Annotated in this window: 18 protein-coding genes and 1 pseudogene; 5 read left to right on the top strand and 14 right to left on the bottom strand. The window is 69.2% G+C overall.

Features of this window, described 5'->3' with window-relative positions; translation table 11 throughout:
* Positions 1–3: 3 nt before the first annotated feature.
* The 3 genes and pseudogenes from MA876_RS03685 to MA876_RS19390 form a co-directional block, all read right to left on the bottom strand.
* Positions 4–624, bottom strand: a complete 621-nt coding sequence (locus MA876_RS03685) for a putative antibiotic biosynthesis monooxygenase (protein WP_248146194.1) — start codon at positions 622–624, stop codon at positions 4–6.
* Positions 625–661: 37 nt separating this feature from the next.
* Entirely contained in the window at positions 662–1735 is a 1074-nt protein-coding gene (locus MA876_RS03680) for a DUF998 domain-containing protein (protein ID WP_248146192.1), read from the bottom strand.
* A gap of 148 nt (positions 1736–1883) precedes the next feature.
* Positions 1884–2318: pseudogene (locus MA876_RS19390) on the bottom strand (DUF998 domain-containing protein); the annotation flags it as partial.
* A 509-nt stretch (positions 2319–2827) separates the two neighbouring features.
* On the opposite strand from MA876_RS19390, the gene MA876_RS03670 reads away from it, so the two are divergent.
* Positions 2828–4837 carry a DEAD/DEAH box helicase gene (locus MA876_RS03670; protein ID WP_248146188.1) on the top strand — a complete coding sequence of 670 codons (2010 nt, stop codon included), beginning with the start codon at positions 2828–2830 and terminating at the stop codon, positions 4835–4837.
* A gap of 18 nt (positions 4838–4855) precedes the next feature.
* Here MA876_RS03670 and MA876_RS03665 read toward each other — a convergent pair whose 3' ends face one another.
* From MA876_RS03665 to MA876_RS03655, 3 genes are all read right to left on the bottom strand, one after another.
* Positions 4856–5656, bottom strand: a complete 801-nt coding sequence (locus tag MA876_RS03665; RefSeq protein ID WP_248146186.1) for a VOC family protein — start codon at positions 5654–5656, stop codon at positions 4856–4858.
* 31 nt (positions 5657–5687) lie between these two features.
* Positions 5688–6959, bottom strand: a complete 1272-nt coding sequence (locus MA876_RS03660) for a glycosyltransferase (protein WP_248146184.1) — start codon at positions 6957–6959, stop codon at positions 5688–5690.
* Between the two features lie 66 nt (positions 6960–7025).
* The gene (locus MA876_RS03655; RefSeq protein WP_248146183.1) at positions 7026–9146 is read right to left on the bottom strand and encodes an intein-containing Rv2578c family radical SAM protein; all 2121 of its coding nucleotides are present in this window, start codon (positions 9144–9146) and stop codon (positions 7026–7028) included.
* Positions 9147–9268: 122 nt separating this feature from the next.
* Here MA876_RS03655 and MA876_RS19240 point away from each other — a divergent pair, with 122 nt between their 5' ends.
* On the top strand, positions 9269–10750 hold the full coding sequence (locus MA876_RS19240; RefSeq protein ID WP_248146181.1) for a D-alanyl-D-alanine carboxypeptidase family protein: 1482 nt from the start codon (positions 9269–9271) through the stop codon (positions 10748–10750).
* Between the two features lie 161 nt (positions 10751–10911).
* The gene (locus MA876_RS03645; RefSeq protein ID WP_248146179.1) at positions 10912–12075 is read left to right on the top strand and encodes an acyl-CoA dehydrogenase family protein; all 1164 of its coding nucleotides are present in this window, start codon (positions 10912–10914) and stop codon (positions 12073–12075) included.
* A gap of 58 nt (positions 12076–12133) precedes the next feature.
* On the opposite strand, the gene MA876_RS03640 is transcribed toward MA876_RS03645, so the two are convergent.
* Positions 12134–12547: a nitroreductase/quinone reductase family protein gene (locus MA876_RS03640; protein WP_248146177.1), complete on the bottom strand. Its 414-nt coding sequence runs from the start codon at positions 12545–12547 to the stop codon at positions 12134–12136.
* A 37-nt stretch (positions 12548–12584) separates the two neighbouring features.
* On the opposite strand from MA876_RS03640, the gene arfB reads away from it, so the two are divergent.
* The gene (arfB, locus tag MA876_RS03635) at positions 12585–13022 is read left to right on the top strand and encodes an alternative ribosome rescue aminoacyl-tRNA hydrolase ArfB (RefSeq protein ID WP_248146175.1); all 438 of its coding nucleotides are present in this window, start codon (positions 12585–12587) and stop codon (positions 13020–13022) included.
* A 2-nt stretch (positions 13023–13024) separates the two neighbouring features.
* On the opposite strand, the gene MA876_RS03630 is transcribed toward arfB, so the two are convergent.
* The 7 genes from MA876_RS03630 to MA876_RS03600 all read right to left on the bottom strand — a co-directional run bounded on the left by MA876_RS03630 (position 13025) and on the right by MA876_RS03600 (position 19061).
* On the bottom strand, positions 13025–13597 hold the full coding sequence (locus MA876_RS03630) for an ECF transporter S component (RefSeq protein ID WP_248146173.1): 573 nt from the start codon (positions 13595–13597) through the stop codon (positions 13025–13027).
* A complete protein-coding gene (locus tag MA876_RS03625) occupies positions 13594–14481 on the bottom strand; it encodes a siderophore-interacting protein (protein ID WP_248146171.1) in 888 nt (295 codons plus the stop codon). Before MA876_RS03625 ends, MA876_RS03630 begins: the two co-directional genes overlap by 4 nt.
* A gap of 13 nt (positions 14482–14494) precedes the next feature.
* Entirely contained in the window at positions 14495–15304 is an 810-nt protein-coding gene (locus MA876_RS03620) for an energy-coupling factor transporter transmembrane component T (protein WP_248146169.1), read from the bottom strand.
* Entirely contained in the window at positions 15301–17100 is a 1800-nt protein-coding gene (locus MA876_RS03615; protein ID WP_248146168.1) for an ABC transporter ATP-binding protein, read from the bottom strand. The genes MA876_RS03620 and MA876_RS03615 overlap by 4 nt, the downstream gene beginning before the upstream one ends.
* A gap of 93 nt (positions 17101–17193) precedes the next feature.
* Positions 17194–17745 carry an ECF transporter S component gene (locus MA876_RS03610; RefSeq protein ID WP_248146167.1) on the bottom strand — a complete coding sequence of 184 codons (552 nt, stop codon included), beginning with the start codon at positions 17743–17745 and terminating at the stop codon, positions 17194–17196.
* Positions 17746–17765: 20 nt separating this feature from the next.
* The gene (locus MA876_RS03605; protein ID WP_248146165.1) at positions 17766–18746 is read right to left on the bottom strand and encodes a pirin family protein; all 981 of its coding nucleotides are present in this window, start codon (positions 18744–18746) and stop codon (positions 17766–17768) included.
* A 3-nt stretch (positions 18747–18749) separates the two neighbouring features.
* Entirely contained in the window at positions 18750–19061 is a 312-nt protein-coding gene (locus tag MA876_RS03600) for a GNAT family N-acetyltransferase (protein WP_248146163.1), read from the bottom strand.
* 98 nt (positions 19062–19159) lie between these two features.
* Between MA876_RS03600 and MA876_RS03595 the strand changes: the two genes are divergently transcribed.
* The gene (locus MA876_RS03595; protein WP_248146161.1) at positions 19160–21652 is read left to right on the top strand and encodes a DEAD/DEAH box helicase; all 2493 of its coding nucleotides are present in this window, start codon (positions 19160–19162) and stop codon (positions 21650–21652) included.
* Positions 21653–21672: the final 20 nt, after the last annotated feature.

The following is a 21672-nucleotide window of genomic DNA, read 5'->3' as shown; positions in this document are numbered from 1 at the left end:
CGGTCAGGCTCCGCGATGCAGCCAGGGCCGCAGCATCCGCGTCACCCAGGGCAGCACGAAGTACGTCATGACCGGCGTCAGCGCGATCGTCGCGAGCAGCACCCGCAGCACGAGCGGCCACTCCGCGAAACCTGGCACGAACCCAAGGAGCCACGACGCGAGCATGTTCGTAGGGAAGAACCCCAGCCAGATCGTGATCGCCTGCTTCCAACGCGGCGGAGCGGCGGGGATGGGCTGCTGGATGGGGCCGGTCGCGGGAGTCGGTTCACCGGCGGGATGCCGCGCCTCCACGTGCGTCGCGAAGGGAGCGTCGAACCATCCCTCGATGCCGGTGCGCCGCTCGACACGCACCTCGCTCGCGAACGCATGACCCGATTCGAGCCACCACGCGCGCTGCGACGACTGCTCCCACGCCTCGAGGGTGGAGATATCGCGGAAGCGGTACAGCATGTACCAGAGGTCACTGCCTTCACCGGCTCGTACCCACCCCGAGCCGAGGAAGCCGGCGAACCCGGTCGCGAGGTCGGTCCCGGACTGCATCCAGCTCGTCGCCTCGACGGTGCGCGTCGGGTCTATCCGTCGCTCGATCGCGACCGTGATCGGATGCGTGTCGGGTTCTGCCATGCATCCATTCTCGTCGCCCCGTGTCGCGGTGCCGGACTCAGGCCTTCTGTCCACTCACGGCCAGGAACCGGATGAAGACGGCGATCCATCCGAAGATCAGTGCGAAGACGATGATCTCGAAGGCGGTGAGGGAGAAGTAGCCGATCGCGAACAGCACGATCGAGGCGACCAGCGCAGCCAGGAATGCCCAGGCCGACACGAAGTAGGTGCGCGGCATCCCGCGCAGCAGGCGGGGTCCGCCGATCAGCAGCACGAGGAACATGGCGGCCATGCCCATCGCCGACAGGTTGTGCACGAGCAGGTTCACGTCGACAGGGAAGAGCCCGACGCACGCGAGCATGATGCCCATGACGACGAACAGAGCCGGCACGATGCGCTGTCCGTTGCTCCCCGTCAACGCTCCCGCGGCGGTAAGGGCGTCGAGGTCATTCGCGATGTAGACCGCGAAGGTGGTGACGAGCAGTCCGCCGGCGATCAGGGTGCCGTTGAAGACCCAGCTCGACACGTCGTCGAACGAGCCCAGGTGGCTGAAATGAACCGCCCACCATTCAGGATCGGGGGTCGTCACCATCGCGGTGAGTGTGCCGATCGCGATGAACGCCATGAGCAGCGACGACATGCGCTGCGTGGTCATGCTCGCGACCGAGAGGTACACGATCCAGGCGGTGAGCCCCAGCGTGACCGCCATCAGCACGACCGCCCAGAAGGGGATGACCGGGAGGCCGATGAAGCCGAGCGCGAGAAGTCGGTAGAGCGCGTACGTCACGACGAACGCGAGCGCCGCGTGAACGATCACGACCGAGACGGTGTTCACCGTGAACTTCCATGGCGGCAGGGCGCGACGCCACTCCTGGCCGGGCAGGTCGCGCGCTCGCCAGTAGCCCACCGCCGAGGCGACGACCGCGACGATCGCCGAGCCGCAGGCCGCCAGCAGGCCGAACGAGCCGCTGGAGGAGGTCAGTTCGAGACTCGTCGCGACCAGGGCCACGGTCAGGCCGTAGATCGCGCCCGCGATCCCCGCTCCGAACGCGAGATACACCGCGATCGCTTCGGTTCGGCGAACCGGTGCGGGTGGTACGACGTCGGGCAACGGGAGCGACGGCGTGGTCATGGCGCAAGTGTAGGACGCCTCGCACCGGTGCGGCGGGGTGCGCGTGCGTCTGCTCGCGAGGTGCTCGGACCGTGCTCAGCCGCGGGAACAGGACCACCCACGTCCCCATGGCGACGAAGGCGAAGGTCTCGAACATGAACGGGGAGATGATCGTGAGGACCATGGATGCTGCGCCGACGACGAGCAGGACGGCCGCCACCACCATTCGGCGGCGGGCGTGCACGCCGAGGTCGCGGATGCCGATCGCGCTCAACATGAGGGAGATGAGGGAGACGGCGAGGCCCGCTGCGGCGATGCCGTGTGCGCTCTCGCTGACCGAGAGGGGGATCATGCCCAGGACGATGAGGCTCGCCCCGACCGATGCGACGGACAACCGCACGGCCCGCTGGGTGCGCCGCCCGACCTCTGCGCGCAGTCCGACCGGCAGCACGAGGCCGTACGCGGCGAGCAGCGATCCGGTGATCATGAGGGTGCCGTTGAAGACGTAACCCGAGAAGTCGTCATAGGTGCCGAGCTTCGAGTAGTGCAGGTGCCACCATTCGGGGTCGCTCGTCGTGCAGATGGCCAGTGCGACGCCGATCATGAGGACGAGCATCGACAGCGCGCCGACCCGATGGGGTCCGGTCAGAGCGCGCGGACGCGGCCTCGGAGAGGCTCGTGCGTGGAGCGCGCGAGAGAGAGAAGCGTCGTCGACGACGACACGAGTGAGGGCTTGAATCGCCATCTTGACCACCTTGATCACCGACGACTCCGGCGATCGAGTGAAGCCTTTCCCCAGGAAACTCGCTCGACGTTGTCGACAAAGGACAAAAAGGCGTGTCCCCAGCGGCCTGCGGCGCAGGCGCTACTAGAATACCGGCACTCGGCACGTTCGCAGTCAGCGTCTACTAAGCTTGTCGAGTCGGCTCTGGACACCGCGTCACGCGGATCGGTTCATGTGAGTCCAAGGGGCCGATGGTAGGGGCGACTCCGCCTCGACGACCATCACGTGAATGGCCCCCCGGCCGACGATCGTCCGGGTCGCTCTCCGCTCCCTCTGCTGGTGCGCACGAGAGTGCTGTTCTCATGCGAGAAACCCAGAAGGACACCACCATGCCCAAGAACAAGAAGCCCGCCGGCGGCCGCGCCGCGAAGAACTTCGAGCCGCGGTACGGCGAGAAGAAGGGTTCGTTCCAGGATCGCAAACGGCGGACGGATGCCCCGGCCGCCCGCACCCAGAAGCCCGGCAGCAAGAGCCCGAGCCACCGCGGCTACCGTGCCGAACCGGCGGAGGCTCCGGCCAAGCGTCGCTGGACGTCGCAGGAGCGCGCCGGGCGCGACGAGGCCCGTGGCATCCGGAACCACGCTGCGGGCGATCGTCCGCGCTATGACCGGGATGCCCGTCCGGTTCGGGATGACCGTTTCGCCGACCGTTCCGCCCGCCCGGCTCGGGATGACCGCGCTCCCCGTCGCGAGTTCGGCGATCGACCTGCGCGCGATGACCGTCCGCGCTCCGACCGTGCGGCACGGGACGACCGCAGCGACCGTCCCCAGGGGGGATCGCGCGGGTCGGCGCAACGCGCCTCCGGTCGGCCCCAGTACGGCGGCCGCGACAACCGCACGGATCGCATGGATCGTGTCGATCGCGACGACCGTCGCTCGTTCGGCGATGCGCGCCCGTCGTACCGCCGCGACGACCGCCCGCGCTACGACCGCGAGGCGCGTCCGGCGCGTGATGACCGTCCCCGCTCCGACAGGGGCCGCCGTGACGACCGCGCGCCGCGCCGTGATGACCGTGCGCCCCACCGCGAGACCACCGATCGCCCGAATCGCTCGGACTGGTCGGCGAAGCCGACGCGCTCGTTCGAGCACGACCAGCGCGTCGACGTGGTGCACGAGCGCCTGCAGGCGCAGGCGATCGCGGCCGGCGACGTCGCGGACGTGACGTTCAAGGACCTCGGGCTCGGCGACAACATCGTCCGCACGCTCGCCGACCTCGGGGCGGAGCATCCCTTCCCGATCCAGGCCGCGACCATCCCCGCGATCCTCGAGGGTCGAGACGTCCTCGCCCGCGGACGCACCGGCTCGGGCAAGACCATCGCGTTCGGAGCGCCGCTCGTCGAGTCGATCCTGCGCAGCCAGAGCGGAAAGCGCCGCGAGTTCGGTCGCAACCCGCGTGCGATCATCCTCGCGCCGACGCGCGAACTCGCGCTGCAGATCGATCGGACCATCCAGCCCATCGCGCGCAGCGTCGGGCTCTTCACGACCCAGATCTACGGCGGCGTGCCGCAGGGGCGTCAGGTCGGCGCGCTCAAGAAGGGCGTGGACATCGTCATCGGCACACCCGGACGAATGGAAGACCTCATGAAGCAGGGCAAGCTCGACTTGTCCAGCATCGAGATCGCGGTGCTGGACGAGGCCGACCACATGTGCGACCTCGGATTCCTCGAGGGCGTGCAGACGATTCTGCGTGCGACCGCCGCCGGCAGCCAGAAGCTCTTGTTCTCGGCGACCCTCGACCGCGAGGTCGCCGCCCTGGTCGACGAGTTCCTCGTCGAGCCGGCCGTCCACGAGGTCGCCGGTGAGGATCAGGATTCCTCGACGATCGACCACCGCGTGCTCGTCATCGAGCACCGCGACAAGGCGGAGATCCTCGACTCCCTCGTCTCGCGCGAGGGGAAGACCCTGGTCTTCGCGCGCACGCGCGCGTACGCCGAGATGCTGTCCGAGCAGTTCGAGGATGCCGGCATCAACGCGGTCGCCCTCCACGGCGATCTCAACCAGGCCAAGCGCACGCGCAACCTCGAGCGGCTCACGTCGGGCCGTGTCAACGTGCTCGTCGCGACGGACGTCGCCGCCCGCGGCATCCACGTCGACGACATCGACCTCGTCGTGCAGGCAGACCCGCCGGACGAGTACAAGACCTACCTGCACCGCTCGGGCCGCACGGGCCGCGCGGGTCGGTCGGGTACCGTCGTGACCCTCATCACACGGCAGCGCCGTCGCCGCATGGCCGAGATGCTCGACCGCGCCGAGATCGATGCGCCGTTCGAAGAGGTGCGTCCGGGCGACGACCTGCTCGAGGAGCTCTCGGGCCGGCAGCTGTCGAACGTCGACGCGTAGCCGCTCGGCGCGCGGTCGTTACTCGGGTGGCGAGAGCTGACTGATGACGAATCGCGCGCCGGCGGGATCCTCGGCCATCGCCTCCTTGGTCCACTCCGTGTCCGCGCGCGTGAGCACGCTGCCGCCGAGGCTCTCGATCCTCTCCGCGGAATCGTCGCGATCGCCGACCGTGAAACGCATGATCCACTCCGATGAGTCATCAGGTGTCAGACCCGCGATGACGTCGGCGAAGCCTTCGGGTGCGAACGCCTGTCGTTCGTGGATATCGGGATCGATCGTCGCGGCGAGATGATCGCCGTAGCCGGGGAGGCGGATCATCCCGGCTCCGAGGTCGGCGTCGACGCGCCATCCGAAGATGTCCCCGTAGAACCGCAGGGAACTCTCGGCATCGGGGGTGTGCAGATCGCTGAAATTCCACGCGCCCGGAACGTTGACGACCTGCGAACCGGGATGCGTCCCGGCCTGCCAGAGCTGGAAGGCGGCCCCGAGCGGATCGACGCACGTCGCACTGCGCCCGAAGGGACTGCCCTCGTCAGGCGGGTCAGCGACGAATCCGCCCGCCCGCTCGACGGCGGCGCACGTCGCATCGATGTCGTCGCACGCGATGAAGCTGATCCATCCGCCATCGGCGTCCTTGAGCGCGATGGCACCTGCGTCCTCGCCATCGATCCTGGCGAAGAGGTACGCACCCGGTTCGCCGGGCACGGCGTCGGCGAACGTCCAACCGAACAGCTCGCCGTAGAACGCCGATGCGACGGATGTGTCGGCGACATCGAGCTGGATCCAGCAGGGGACTCCGTGAGGATAGGTACGCAGCATGTGAGGGATGCTACGGCGGGCCGCCGACGCGTCACAGGGCCTTGACGAGCAGGCCCTCCAGCAGCTCGGCCGCTCGCGACGTGCCGCCCAGGGAGCGCAGCTGCTCGCCGACGCGGGCCGCGGCATCCCGATACGACGCATCGCTCGCGACGCGCGAGTAGCCTCGGGCGACCTGCGCGGTACTCGGGGTGCCCGTGCGCAGGTTGACTCCCGCTCCCGACCACGCGACGCGTGCGGCGACTTCGGGTTTGTCGAGGTCGCCGCCGCCGATGACGAGCGGGATGCCGTGGCCCAGTGCCGCAAGCGTGCCACCCCATCCGCCGTTGGTGATCATGATGTCGGTGCGCGGGAGCAGCTCGGCGTAGGGCAGGAATCCGCCGACGCGTGCGTTCGCCGGGATCGGGAACGGAAGCTCGTCGCGACCCGCGATGCCCGTCGCGACGACGACGAGGACGTCCTCTTCGGCCAGTGCCTCGACCGCCGGCCCGATGAGGTCGGTCGGATCGATGTTCTGCGTGCCCTGCGCGACGTGCACGACCGTGCGCCCATCGAGATCGCCCCACCACGGCGGGAGCGTCGTCGGCTTCGACTGCAGCGCCAGCTCGCCGACGAAGTGCAGATGCTCGGGCCGGTCGGTGCGGTCGTAGTCGAGCATCGGCGAACCGCTCGCGACGATGAGCTGCGGTGAGAAGCCCATACGATCCAGCGTCAGGTTCGAGTACGGGAGCCCGATCGCCGCGCGGGCTCGTCGGAGGGGCCCGGTGATCGGTCCGGACAGGGCCGGTACGAGCGCGCGCAGCAGGGCATCGCGGGTCTTGGTGATCGGATTCGTGCCCCGTGAGATCCCCGTCGTGCTCGGCGCCCCCTGCGAGCTCGCGAGGTTGAGCGGAACGACGGCCACCGTCCCCCACGCCGTGTCGAGCTTCTGTGCCGTGAACGAGGCACCGAGCGAGAGCTCGTCGCTCACGACGGCATCCCACGGTTCGCGATCCCACTCGGCCAGCAGGTCGTCGACCTGTGCGGGAATCGTCTCGATGAAGACGTCGACGACGTTGGTCAGGAGCTGACGGAAGCCCTTCTTGCCCACGAGCCGGGGGAACGTCGCCGCGAGATCGTTCTCGTCGAAGTCCGGTGCGCTCGTCCACGGGATGAACGCGGCGCCGGATGCCTCGACCGCGGCGCGGAACGCCGATCCGGTGTAGAAGCGCACCGAGTGTCCACGCGCGGTGAGCGCCGCCGCGACGGCGCGCATGGGGTTGACGTGACCGGTGAACGGCATCGCGGACAGCAGGAAACGAGCCATGCGCACATTGTGGCCCCGACTGGGCCGTGGTGCATCCGTGTTGACGCGGTTCTGCGTTCGTGGGGGTCAGAACAGCATCCCGGTGTCTCCCGCTGCCGCAACGCGCCCGCGCGAGGTCGTCCTGATCTGACTCGCGACCGATCGCGACGCGAGCCCGGGCACGACAGACCGCGGACGTGCGCTGTCGTCCTCGGCGTGACCGTCGAGTCCGTGCACGCGCAGGAGTGGGCGGACGCGCTTCGAGAGCCACGCACGATAGGGCTTGGGCGCTGTCGTCGATGCCCCCGGGTACAGCCCGCGATACGAGGAGAGGAGTTCGGGATGCTCCCGCTCGAGCCACTGCAGGAACCACCCCTTCGCGCCGGGGCGCAGATGCAGGGCGCCGAAGACGACGCGTGCCGCCCCCGCTTCCTTGATGCGGCGCAGCGCGTCGTCGATCATCGCGATCGAGTCGGTCAGGTGGGGGATGATCGGCATGAGGAAGACCGTGACGCTGAACCCGGCATCCGTCGCCGCGCGCACCGTCTCGAGTCGCGCGGCCGCACTCGGCGTGCCCGGCTCGATGAGCTTCTGCAGTGAGTCGTCGAAGACCGCGATCGACATCGCAAGGGAAACGCGGACGGATGCCGCGGCCTCGGTCAGCATCGGCAGGTCGCGCCGCAGGAGCGTGCCCTTCGTGAGGATCGAGAACGGTGTGCCGGAGTCGGTGAGCGCCGAGACGATGCCCGGCATGAGGCGATACCGACCCTCTGCACGCTGATAGGGATCCGTGTTCGTTCCGAGCATGACGGGCTCGCGCGCCCACGACGGCCGAGCGAGCTCTCGTCGCAGGACATCGGCCACATTGATCTTGACGATGATCTGCGAGTCGAAATCCCGGCCGGCATCGAGCTCGAGGTACTCGTGCGTGCCGCGAGCGAAGCAGTTGTGGCTGATGACGCCGTTCGCGACGAAGTCCCCGGTCGATGTTGTGATGTCGACCATGTCCATGTCGTATCCGAGGTCTTCCACGCTCACGACCCTCAAGTCGCTCACTGTCTTCACAGCCGTGCCGATGACCGAAAGCTTCCTCGTCACGGCCGGACCCGTGATGTCGAACATGCGCTGCCGTGACGGCAGGCCGCCCTTCACGCGCACCGACCGCACTCCGTTCGTGCGTGGGGGTTCGACGACGTGCGGGATGTCGAAGACCTCGAGCGCCTCGCTGGTCAGGTGGAGGATCTCGGGGTCCTTGTTCGAGATGCGGAGGATGCCCCGCGAGCACGACCCCTCGGCATCGAAGATCCCGGCCAGGAAACCGGCGTGCCAGGAGGGCGGCCTCATGTCGGGAACGATGATCAGTGACTCGATGTGCTCGACCCGATCTCGACGGGCGGTGTGGATCGCGGTCATCGGGTGCCGAGAGGCTGTCGCGGCCGCGAACGGCCGCGTGTTGGTGACGATCCCCTCCTCCGCGAGCATCGAGCGCGTACGGTCGAGCGCCTCTGTATCGGCGAGCGCCAGTCGGAACCGGTGTATGGCGCGCGTTCGACGGTCGTCGGAGTACTCGCCGTGGAAGATCATCGCGTCGCCGCGGATCATGCCGGTGAGGTATCCGCGTCGGTACCCGGCATCCATCGCAGGCGACGACGTCGCACCCGCTCCGACACCGAAGCCCATCAGTCTGTTGCTCGTCGTCAGGTACGGTCGTTGGTCTCGGCCGGCCATCGCACCGGTCACGTGCTTCCATCCGCGCTCCGTCAGGAAGCGGTGATCGCCGCTCGCGACGATCTCGGTGCCGTCGGCGAGGGTCACACGATACGCACGCTTGCGCGTCGTCCACTTCGCCTGCACCGCGGCGCGGACGTAGCGGCGATAGTCGCCGACTTTCTCGGTGCCCACGATCTCGGCACCGATGGTCAGCTCGTCGATGCGCCGCTGTCGGCCGTCCGCGCAGAGGACCAGCGCGTCAGGGCTCAGGCAGTAGGTGCACGCATGACTGCATCCACGGTAGGGATTGACCGTCCAATCGAAGGGCATCGCCGAGGCCCCCGGAACGTGATTCAGCGCGGACTTGCACAGCACCTCATGGAACGTCATCTCGGCGAACTCGGGTGTCGTCACCGACTGCACGAGGCCGTTCAGATGCTCGAGCCCGGGAAGGGCGGCGGCATCCGGAACCCCCAACTCCTGACCTTGCCATCTCATGGTCAAATGGGAACATAACTTCGATATTCCTGTCAAGATGAATGCGGCCAGATTCGAACGAGGAGAATATTCTCATGTTCCTCGCCTGGTGATCCGGGAGCGGGCCGGGACAGAATAGCCAGGTGACGGCGCCCCCACGGCATGAGCCCACGCCGTCCCGCCGCGCCGCCCGAGCGCAGCGGGAGCGTGCCGCTCGGCGTGCCCACGGACAGATCCCCGATGCCACCGGGGCGGCGCTCGACGCCGAGGCCGAGGCCCGCGCGACCGCCGACACCGCGCCCATCCGGATCGTGCGGACGAGGCTCCGCACCCCCACTGCGGCGACGGCCGTACAGGCACCGGAGGCGCAGCCTCAGACGCGAGCGCAGGCGAAGCTGCGCGCGCAGACACCTCCTCCGACGGGCCCGAACGTCGTCCACCTCGCCCCCGTGCAGCGAGACCCACCTCCACTGCCCGCCGCCGACGCATCGGACGAGACGGCGCCCGACCACGAAGAGCTCGTACCCGAGGAGCGCTCTTTCGCTGCGAACGCCGTCGATGAGACGCCGAGACTGCGACGTCGTTCGCGCGAGCTTCTCGACATGGGAGTGCTGCCGCGTCCCACCCCCGCCCACCACGCGCGCGTGCGCAACTTCTTCCGCTTCGGCACCTCGGGGGCGCTCGCGATCGCCGCACTCCTCGTGGTCGGCTCGGCATCCGCCGTGACCGCCGCCAACCTTCCCCCCGTGTCCGAGACCCCCGTCGAACAGTCCGCCGCCGAACCCTCCGAGCCCGAGGTCGCGCCGCCCGCGTACCTCCCCGTCGACATCGAGAGCGCGGGGCTGGGCGCGTACGCCCTGCAGCCGGTGCCCGCACCCGCGGCACTCGACGCGACGCAGATCGACCTGTGCGCGCAGCCCGAATTCACGACCGCCCTCGCGGCGGGAGACGACGCCGCGACCATCGCGGCCGCGGGCGGCGCGGTGGCGTTCCGTGACGCGGTCGCCGCGGGTCGTGCCTCGTGCGTCGCGCTCGACGACCCGGCCCGCGTGTGGGTCGTCGTCGACAAGCAGCGGCCGTTCGCACCGATCGACTATCGTCCGGCATCCCTCGTCGCCCCGTCGGGCATGCAGAATCCCGCCGGCGATGTCCTCCGGACGGATGCCGCGACCGCGCTCTCCGCGATGGCCGGGGCATCCCGCGCCGCCGGTGCCGGGGAGATCGGCATCGTCAGCGGGTATCGCTCGTACGAGACGCAGGTCGGCACCTACGACGGACATGTGGCGCGTCGGGGGGTCGAAGGCGCCGACCTCGTCAGCGCGCGCCCCGGATACAGCGAGCACCAGTCCGGGCTCGCGGTCGACGTCGCGCCGTGCACAGGCGGCTGCGCCTCGATCGACGACCTCGCAGCGTCGCCGCAGGGGGAGTGGATCCTCGCCCACGCCTGGGAGTACGGCTGGATCGTGCGGTACGAAGACGGTGCGACGCCCGCGACGGGCTATCTCGCCGAGCCCTGGCATCTGCGCTACATCGGCACCGAGCTCGCGCGCGCGTACTCCGGCGGTGAGTGGCAGACGCTCGAGGAGTTCTTCGGGCTGCCTCCCGCGCCCGACTACGCCGGATAGGCGCGGCTGGAGGCATCCCACAAATCCCGGCACTGAGTACCGGGAATGATGGGATGCAATGCCACACGATCGAGCGGAGCGTCATGGGCGCTCGTTAGAATCGCCTGCGGCGATGAGGCCCCGAAGGGCTCCGCCGGGATTCGAACGAAAGGACCCTGCTCATGGAGCGCGACATCTACGACGAGGACCACGAGGCGTTCCGCGACGTCGTCAAGGAGTTCATCAAGCGCTACGCGACCGAAGAGAAGCGCAAGCAGTGGGAGCGCGACGGCGAGATCGACCGCGAGACCATGCGGGCTGCGGGCGAGTCGGGCATCATCGGCCTCTCGGTGCCCGAAGAGTTCGGCGGCGCGGGAATGCTGCAGGACTACCGGTTCCGCTCGATCGTCATGGAGGAGGTCATCGGCGTCGGCCAGGGTTCGCTCGCCGGGGCCTTCGGCATCCAGGACGACCTCGCCGTGCCCTACATCGTGCACATGGGCACGCAGGAGCAGAAGGAGAAGTGGCTCCCCGGCATGGCGACGGGCGAGATCCTCGGCGCGCTCGCGATGACCGAGCCGGGTGCGGGCTCCGACCTTCGCGGCATCAAGACGACCGCGAAGAAGGTCGACGGCGGGTACATCGTCAACGGCGCGAAGACCTTCATCTCGTCGGGCAAGACGGCCGACATCGTCGTCACGTTCGTCAAGACGGGCGAGGGCAACCGTCCCGACGCGTTCAGCCTGCTGATCCTCGAGGACGGCATGGAGGGCTTCGACCACTCGAAGAAGCTCGAGAAGATGGGCTTCCACGGGTGGGACACCGCTGAGATGTCGTTCAGCGACGTGTTCGTGCCCGAGGCGAACCTCATCGGCGGCAAGGAGGGCCTCGGCTTCATCCAGCTCATGATGAACCTGCCCCTCGAGCGCCTTTCGATCGGCGTCGCCGCGGCAGCCGCATGCGAGGCCGCGTTCGAGTGGACGCGCGACTACGTGATCAGCCGTGAGGCGTTCGGCGAGCGCATCGCCGACTTCCAGAACACGCGCTTCAAGCTCGCCGACATGGCGACGACGGTCGACGTCGTGTGGGCGTACAACGACCGCGCGATGATGCTCTACAAGGACCAGAAGCTCACGGCCGAAGAGGCTGCGAAGGTGAAGTTCTGGTCGACCGATCGTGAGGCCGAAGTCCTGGACATCGGGGTGCAGCTGCACGGCGGCTACGGCTACATCACCGAATACCCGATCGCCCGCGCCTACCTCGACGCACGCGTGCACCGCATCTACGGCGGTACGAACGAGATCATGCGCGACCTGGTCTCGCGGCAGATCGTCGGCAAGCGCTGAGTCCCCCCGGAAAGGATGGATGCCGCGCCCCTGCACGGGGCGCGGCATCCGTCGTCCGTCAGCCGGCGCGCGGCGTGAGACGGATGACGGGGATGCGCCGATCGGTCTTCGTCAGGTACTCACCGAACTGCGATTCCTCGGACACGATCGCGTCGTAGGCCGCCGTCCACTCGTCCGCCGGCACCACCGTCGCCGTCACAGGCACCGTGGCGACGTCTCCGTCGACGAGCGCCTCGATGTCGATCTCGGGGTTCGCGAGCAGATTGTGGTACCACGCGGGGTTCTCCGGCGCCCCGCCCTTCGACGCGACGACCTGCCAGCCTTCGCCACGGCGGAAGCCCACGACGGGGTTCAGGTGCGTCTTGCCCGTCTTCGCGCCGATCGAGTGCAGGACGACGAGCTTCGGTCCCCAATAGTTCTCGGTGCCCTTGCTGCTGCGGAACTGCTCGATGACATCGTCATTCCAACTCATGCGGCCATCCAACCACCGTTGCGGGGATGATGGATGGATGCCCGCCACACACCGCCCCGGACTCCGGGTGACGGCCGGGCTCACGATCCCCGAGCCGGAGCTCTCGTGGAGGTTCTCGCGCTCCTCCGGCCCGGGCGGGCAGGGCGTCAACACCGCGGACTCGCGCGTCGAGCTCACGTGGGATGTCGCGGGGTCGGGAACTCTCACACCTGTCCAGCGTGAGCGCATCCTCGATCGCCTGGGCACGCGGCTGGTCGACGGCGCGCTCACGATCGCGGCATCCGAACACCGCGAACAGCTGCGCAATCGAGAGGCCGCGCGCACGCGGCTGGTCGCCGTCGTCGCAGATGCGCTGCGACCGCCGTCACCGCCTCGGCGGCCCACGAAGCCGACCAAGGGCGCCAAGGAGCGGCGCCTGAAGGAGAAGCAGCGCCGCACCGAGACCAAGCAGCTGCGCCGGCGTCCCCTCGATTGACCTCAGTGCTGGCCGGCCGGGCCTGCTCCCGCACCGAGGCCGCGTGACGCGTTGCCGCGACGGCGGGCGAGCTTCGCGACGCCGGCCGCGCGCAGGCGATCGGCGATCAGGACGCCGAGGCCGACGCCGACGAGGCATCCCGCGATCGTGAGTGCGAAGAAGGCGACCATCGTCCACGGCGGCATCGACCACAGATTGAACGATTCGGCCGCGAGGAACGGGTAGAGGATGCCGACGAGCACCGCTCCTGCGTAGTACTGCCAGATCGTCCAGAAGCGATACAGCACGACGAGGAACGCGAGCTCGGCGAAGAACGCCCACCACACGGCAGCCCCGAGGAACGGGAAGGCGACGAGACCCGAGATGACACCCACGAGGATGCCGGCGCCGGGCCGCTCGAGCAGACGGAGCGCGACCGTGGCCGGCAGCAGCCACAGGCCCGCGAGGGCGACCGAGAAGAACGGCACGACGGCGAACAGCGCGGTCGATGCCCAGCCGGCGCCCCACAGGAGCAGGCCGCCGGCGACGCCGATCGCGGCGCACGTCAGCAGGTAGACGGTCGAGACGCGGCTCACGAGTGCGCCTCCGCTGCGTTCTCCGAAGCACCGGCGAGCTGCGACTTGGGAGTGGGGGATGCCGCGCCGACGCGCCAGTAGCCGCAGAAGCTGATGAGGTCCTTCGAGATGCCCCGACCGACGAGGTGCCGGCGGCCTTCGGTGGGCAGCGCCTGCTCGCCGGCGAGGTACGCGTGGAACGGCGTCGGCAGCAGATCGGAGGCGACGAGTGCCTCGTACGCGGGCACACCCGGCTTCGTGTCGTGGTCGCGCACGATCCACTGGACCTTGACCCCCGCCGGATGCGGGAACTCGAGGGCGTCCGCGGCATCCGGAACCTCGATGATCGCGAGCCCGGTCGCGTTCGCCGGGAGCGAGGCGCAGATCGAGGAGACCGCCGGGAGGCCGGTCTCATCGGTCACGAGCAGCACGCGATCGGTGCCGCGCTCGGGGTTGAATGCGAGACCCTCGTCGATGATCACGACACTCTCACCGGGCTGGGCGGACTCGGCCCAGCGCGACGCGGGTCCGGCCGTGCCGTCTGACGCACTGCCGTGGAGGACGAAATCGACGTCGAGCTCGGCCGGGGCATCCGCCGTCGCGGCACGGAACTCGCGGACCGAGTAATTGCGCATGACGGGCCGCATGCCGTCGGGGATGCGCAGGTACTTCAGGTAGCCGAAGAGCTTGTGCGCCTTCGCCGGGAGCCGCTCGAGTCCCTCGTCGCCGCCCAGAGGCAGGAAGATGCGGAACCACTGGTCGTAGCCCATCGGTCGGAACTGCGCGATGTCGCCTCCGCCGAGCGTGATGCGCATCCAGTGCGGCGAGAGGCGCTCGGTGCGCAGGACGGACAGATGCAGGAGATCCTGCGTCTCGGGCTTTACGAGTCTGCTGGTCAGGGCCATCGGATCTCCAGGGTCAGGCGAAGGGGCGGAGGAGGACGAAGATCGCGGCGGATGCGATCCAGAAGAGGACGACGAAGACGGTGTCGCGCGCACGCCACGGCACGAGATGGCGCTCGGTGCGGTCGGGGTAGGCGCCGAAGGCGCGGGCATCCATCGCCAAGGCCACGCGTTCGGCGTGCCGGATCGCCCCCGCCAGCAGCGGCACGATGTAGCCGAACCAGCGGGCGATCGCCGAGAACGGGCCACGGCCGCCGTGCGCGCCGCGGACACGATGCGCCTGGCGGATGACGTCGAGCTCGTGCCCGAAGCGCGGCACGAAGCGGAACGCAGCCAGGGCTGTGTAACCGATCCGATAGGGCACCCGCAGCTGCTGGACGCTGGCGCGCACGAGGTCGGGGCCAGTCATCGACAGGCCGGCGATGAGCGTCAGCGAGACGATCGCGGCGATCCGCAGTGCCGTCGAGAAGCCCGTCTCGAGGGCGCCGGCGTACATCGTCCACGACCCGATCTGCCACACGATCGCGGTGTCGTCGACGCGCGCGGCGTCGGTCCAGAGCGAGAAGCCGGCGCCGATCGCGAGGACGGCGATCGGGAGTGCGAGGAACAGGATGCCCGCGAGCCGTCGCGTGAAGTTCGCCCCGACGAGCAGCAGCGCGTACGCGAGCAGCACGAACGCGGCGGGGGTCGCGGCATCCCGCACGAAGATCAGCGCGACGATCGCGGGGACGGGAGCTGCGAGCTTCGCGAGCGGATTGAGACCGTAGAGGAAGCGGAGGGATGCCGCGGCCGGCCGCTCGGCGTAGGGATCGACGGCGACGGTCATGAGGCACCTCCCGGCAGATCTGCCAGGCGCGTGATGCCGGCGAGATCGCCGGGCACATCGCGGAACGCGCGCGCGAGCGGCGGAAGTCGGAGTCCGGCCGCCTCGACCAGTGCATCGTCGGCGAAGACCTCGGAGGTCGGCGCCGACCGCAGAACCCGCCCGCCGCTCACCACGACCGTGCGGTGGGCGTACTCGGTCACGAGCTGCATGTCGTGCGTGACGACGATGATCGTCGTGCCGTCGTCGTTGAGCTCCTGCAATAGTCCGAGGAGCTCGTCGGCGCGGGCTCGGTCCTGGCCGAACGTGGGCTCGTCGAGCGCGAGGATCGGCGCGCCCGCGACGAGGGCCGTTCCGACCGAGAGCCGGCGCTTCTGGCCACCCGACAGTAGGAACGGGTGCGATGCGGCCCTGCCTTCGAGCCCGAAGCGCGTGAGGAGTGCCATCGCGCGCTCGCGCACCTCGTCGTCGGGGAGGCGCAGTCTGCGCAGACCGTGGGCGATCTCGTCGAACACGGTGTGCGCGATGAACTGATGCTCCGGGTTCTGGAAGACGAACCCGATCCGCCTCGAGAGCATGCGGGCGTCCGTCTTCGCCACGTCGAGGCCGTCGATGCGCACCGCGCCGCGCGGTGGGGGGATGACGCCGGCGATCGCCTGGACGAGGGTCGTCTTGCCCGCGCCGTTCGCACCGACGACGGCGACGAACTCGCCGCGGGGAATGTCGAGGTCGATGCCGTGCAGCACGTCCGTGCGCCCGCGGCGGACCGTGAGGCCCCGCACTTCGATGAGCGGCGCATCGCTCGCGGTCGCACCCGTCGCGCTCGACCCGGGCATCCACTTCCCGGTCGGACAATGTGACGGATGTCGGAGTATCTCGGCTCGATCCTCCGACGATCGCGACATTCTCCGACCGGAGGACGACGGCGTGGCGTCGATGAGCGCAGCGCGGAGCTCGTCGGGAGTGAGCGGCAGCGGATCGAGCGCGACCCCGGCAGCGCGCAGCCGCAGTGCCGCGAGAGTCGAGATCGGCAGCCACACCCCCATCGCGTGCAGGTCTTCCGCACGGGCGCGCAGCACGGCATCCACCGAGCCGTCCGCGACGACGGTTCCGGATGCATCGAGGACGACGACACGGTCGACGAAGCCGACCGCCGCATCGAGGTTGTGCTCGACGAGCAGGATCGCGCGGTCCCCCGCCGCGACGAGCTCGGCGAGCGCCGCATAGACCTCTTCGATCCCGCGGGGGTCGAGGTTCGCCGTGGGCTCGTCGAGGACGAGGAGCGGCGAACCCATCGCGAGCGCGCACGCGATCGCGAGGCGCTGGCGTCCACCGCCCGACAGCCGATCGGGGTTCTCACGCCGCCGCTCCCACAGTCCGACCCGGCGCAGGGCGTCCTCGGCGCGGGCGAGCACGTCGGCGACGGGCACACGGAGGTTCTCAGGACCGAAGGCGACTTCGTCGAGGAGGGTGCCCGTCACGAGCTGCGCGTCGGGGTCTTGGAACACCATCGACACGTGTGTGCTCAACTCGGCGACCGCCGCGGTGCGTGTGTCGAGCCCCGCCACTTCGACCGAACCCGAGAGCTCGGCCGGGACGGCGTGGGGGATGAGTCCGTTGAGCGCGAGCGTCAGCGTGGACTTGCCCGAACCGCTCGGACCGAGGAGCAGCACGACTTCGCCGGGGGCGATGTCGAACGTGACGGATGCCGGAGTCGCGGTCTCTTCTCCGTCGTGCGTGATGCCGAGGCCCTGCACCCGGACGAGAGGCGTCGGGTCGACGGAGGCAGCCGCGGGCATGGCGGCTGAGTCACGCTCGAGTGCGGCCACGGGAGTCTTCCGGGAGAGTGCTTAGTCCCTCCTAACTTAGCCGACCCTAAGTGAATCGCAGACTCAGCGGGTCGAGCGCACGACCCCCGCGCGACGGAGCCCCGCGCCGACCGCGAGCCCGACGGCCGTCCACGCGACAGGACCGAGCACCGAGATCGCGAGGTAGAGGATCTGAGCCCACACCGGCAGCGCGCCGAGATGTGCGGCGAAGAAGACCGCGGTCGCCACGATCAAGCCGATGATGACCGCCGAGATGAAGAACCGCCACGGTGCCCAGGAACGGTAGCGCACGACGGCCGCCACGACCTCCTGGATGCCGCCGAACAGCACGGCCGTGCCGAGGAACTGCATGACGTAGATCGGCGCGATCGCGCTCGACACGAGTGCCGCCAGCACGTGCGCCAGCAGGGCCACCCACGGTAGCCGCAGCGCCTCCTGCGCGATGATGCCGGGCAGCACGTGCACGCCGAGGACGAGACCGTAGACGACGGGAGCGCCGGCGAGGAGCGGCACGGTGATCCATCCGGCGATGCCGCCGAGGATGCCCGTCGCGACGCCGATCGCAGCGCAGGTCAGCAGGACGCGCGTCGAAAGGACGGATCGGGTGGATGCCACGGTGAAAGCGTAGCGGCGACTCAGACTCGTCGACGTCGACGCGTCAGCCGCACTCCGGGCAGGGGCGGCGCGGGCACGCGCTCCGGCCCATGGCCGACGACATGACCGAATCGCGGGGAGTCCGACTCCCATTCTTCGCGCGCCTCGACGATCTCTTCGTGCGAGCGTCCGACGAAGTTCCACCACATCACGATCTCGTCCTCGAACGGCTCGCCGCCGAGCAGGAACACGGTCGCCTCGCTGTCCACCGTGACCTCGACCGACTCGCGCCCCGTGCCGAGATAGAGAAGACGGCCGCGGTCGACGGATGCCGCGGCATCCGTCACCGTCGCTTCTCCCTCGACGCCGACCACGGCGTACTCCCAGTCCGGATGCAACGGGAAGGTGACGCGACTCCCCGCCGGCAGGAAGACCTCCGCACCGACGATCGGCGTGTAGGCCGTCGCGGGCGACACCGCCCCCGCGAACTCGCCCATGACGACCGCGGCTTCGGCGGTGCGTCCGCCGCCCGCATCGGGCAGCGTCACGATCGGCAGATCCTCGTGCCGCTCGAACGCGGGCCCGCCGTGGCGCCGGCTGTCGGGCAGTGCGACCCACAGCTGCAGCGCGTCGAGCGGGATCGGACCCTCGCCGATCGAGTACTCGGAGTGCGCGATGCCGGCGCCGCTCGTCATGAGGTTGACGACCCCTCGGCTCACGACGACGTCGCTGCCCACCGAGTCGCGGTGGCGGATCTCGCCGACCAGGGGCCATGTCACCGTCTGCAGGCCGATGTGCGGATGCGGCTCCACGCGCATGAGGGTGTCCTGCGGTCCGAAGCGGTCGAGGAAGCACCAGGCGCCGACGAGGGGCAGATCGCGCTGCGGCAGCGAGCGGTGCACCTCCATGCCACGCACCCCGCCGAGCGGCACCTCGCGCGACTCGAGCAGCAGCGCGCGAGGGCCGTCGCCCGGCGACGGCTCCTCAGAGGCTACGGCGGCGTCGGTATCGAGGCGGGTCACGTGTCAGACCCCGTCGGGCCAGTCGACCTGGAGGCCGGGCACGTCGTGCGAGCGGAGGTACTTCACGACCACGGGGCACGTCGGTCGCACGGTCTCGCCACGGGCCGCTGCGTCCGCCATCGCGTACGACACGACCGTCGTCGCCAGGCCTCGGCCGCCGAACGCGGGATCGATCTCGGTGTGGTGGAAGACGTACCGGCCGCGCGAATCGACGCGGTATTCGGTGAAGCCTGCGAGCACATCGCCGAGGCGGACTTCGTAGCGGCTCTCGGCCTCGTCGCGTGTCACCGTGCGGTCATCGGTCAGATCACTCACGTGGGCTCCTCTTGTCGCTTGTTCCAACGTATGCTCCCGCATGGGTGTTCCGCCACGATTCGGGACGGTGGATGCCGAGCGTAGGGGAGACTCGGAGGATGACCTCGCTGCTCGAACGCATCGGCGACTCCGATGACGCCGACATCGTGTACGACGCGTTCGTCACATGGACCGGCGAGCAGGGCATCGAGCTCTACCCCGCGCAGGACGAAGCGGTCATCGAGATCGTCTCGGGGGCGAACGTCATCCTCTCGACGCCGACCGGCACAGGCAAGTCGCTCGTCGCGGTCGCAGCGCTCGCGGCCTGCCTCGCTCGCGGCGGCCGCTCGTACTACACCGCCCCCATCAAGGCGCTCGTGAGCGAGAAGTTCTTCGCCCTCGTCGACATCTTCGGCGCCTCGAACGTCGGCATGGTGACGGGCGACTCGTCGGTCAACCCCGATGCCCCGATCATCTGCTGCACGGCCGAGATCCTCGCCAACCTCTCGCTGCGGCAGGGGGTGGATGCCGAAGTCGACCAGGTTGTCATGGACGAGTTCCACTTCTACGGCGATCCCGACCGCGGCTGGGCATGGCAGGTGCCGCTGCTGTTGCTCCATCGTGCGCAGTTCGTCCTGATGTCGGCGACGCTCGGCGACGTGGCATCCATCGCCGACGATCTCAGCCGTCGGACCGGCCGCACGACGGCCCTCGTCACCGGCGTCGAGCGGCCGGTGCCGTTGCACTTCTCCTACGCGCGCACGCCTGCGCACGACATCGTCGAGCGGCTGCTCGAGGAGCACGAGGTTCCCGTCTACATCGTGCACTTCTCGCAGGCCGCGGCGCTCGAGCGCGCGCAGGCGCTCGCGTCGGTGCGGGTGGCGTCGCGGGAGCAGCGGGATGCCATCGCCGAGGCGATCGGCGATTTCCGCTTCACGACGGGCTTCGGCAAGACGCTGTCGCGACTCGTCCGCTCGGGCATCGGGGTGCACCACGCGGGCATGCTGCCGCGCTACCGGCGACTCGTCGAGACGCTCGCGCAGCGCGGCCTCCTCAAGGTCATCTGCGGTACCGACACCCTCGGCGTCGGCATCAACGTGCCGATCCGCACGGTCGTGCTGACGGCGCTGTCGAAGTACGACGGCACTCGCATGAGGCAGATCAGTGCGCGGGAGTTCCAGCAGGTCGCGGGTCGCGCGGGCCGCGCCGGATTCGACACGTACGGCAACGTCATCGTGATGGCGCCCGAGTGGGAGATCGAGAACGCCGTCGCACTCGCGAAGGCCGGCGACGATCCCGCGAAGCGCAAGAAGATCGTGCGCAAGAAGGCGCCGACCGGGGTCGTGAACTGGGGTGAGGGCTCGTACGAGCGACTCATCGCGGCAGAGCCGGAGCCCCTCGTTCCGCAGCTGCAGCTCACCGCCGCGATGCTCATCAATGTCATCGCGCGGGGCGGCGACGTTTTCGCGAACGTGCGCTCCCTCGTGTTCGACAACCACGAGCCCCGCGCACGGAAGTACGAGCTCGCGCGGCGTGCGATCGCGATCTTCCGCACGCTCGTCGCGGCTGAGATCGTCGTGGCCGACGCCTCGGGCATCCACGTCACCGTCGATCTGCAGCCGAACTTCGCGCTCAATCAGCCTCTCTCGCCGTTCGCGCTCGCCGCGATCGCGCTGCTCTCACCGGACGACGCGTCGGCGGAGACGGGCAGCGGGCACTACGCGCTCGACGTCATCAGCGTCATCGAGGCGACGCTCGACGACCCGCGGGCGATCCTCTCGCAGCAGGAGTACAAGGCGCGTGGCGAGGCGGTGAACGCCATGAAGCGCGACGGCATCGAGTACGACGAGCGGATGGCGCTGCTCGAAGAGGTCACGTACCCGAAGCCGCTTTCGGAGCTGCTCGCCCAGTCGTTCGAGGTCTTCGCGTCGTCGCAGCCGTGGGTGCGCGACTTCGAGTTGGCACCCAAGTCGGTCGTGCGCGACATGTTCGAGCGTGCGATGTCGTTCGCCGAGTTCGTGTCGTTCTATCAGCTCGCCCGCAGCGAAGGCCTCGTGCTGCGCTACCTCTCGGACGCCTACCGCGCCGTCCGCCAGACCGTGCCCGCCGAGGCCCGCACCGACGACCTGCTCGACATCATCGAGTGGCTCGGCGAGCTCGTGCGCCAGGTCGACTCGTCGCTCGTGGACGAGTGGGAGGCGCTGGTGAATCCGGTGGTGGATGCCGCGACCCCCGTGGTGCCGCCGGCACCGCCGTCGGTGCTGACCAATCGTCGCGCGTTCCTCGTGCTCGTGCGCAACGAGCTCTTCCGCCGTGTGCAGCTCGCGGCGCTGCAGCGCGATGACGAGCTGGTCGAGCTGGATCCCGCGGTGGATTGGCCGGCCGCGCTCGACGCGTACTTCGACGAGCACGACGAGATCCTCACGGGCGGTCCGGCGCGCTCGCCGAAGCTCGTCGCGATCGACGAACGTCCCGACGAGTGGCTCGTCGAGCAGACGATCGACGACCCGGCGGGCGACCACGACTGGCGGATCCGCGGAGTCGTCGACCTCGCGGCGTCCGTCGAAGAGGGGACAGCGGTGGTCCGGGTCACCGAGGTCGTGCGTCTGTAGGCTCGCGGCTCCTCGACAGG

The sequence above is a fragment of the Microbacterium aoyamense genome, assembly GCF_023155855.1.
Lineage (GTDB): Bacteria > Actinomycetota > Actinomycetes > Actinomycetales > Microbacteriaceae > Microbacterium > Microbacterium aoyamense.
This window is presented reverse-complemented; position numbering and strand designations above follow the sequence as displayed.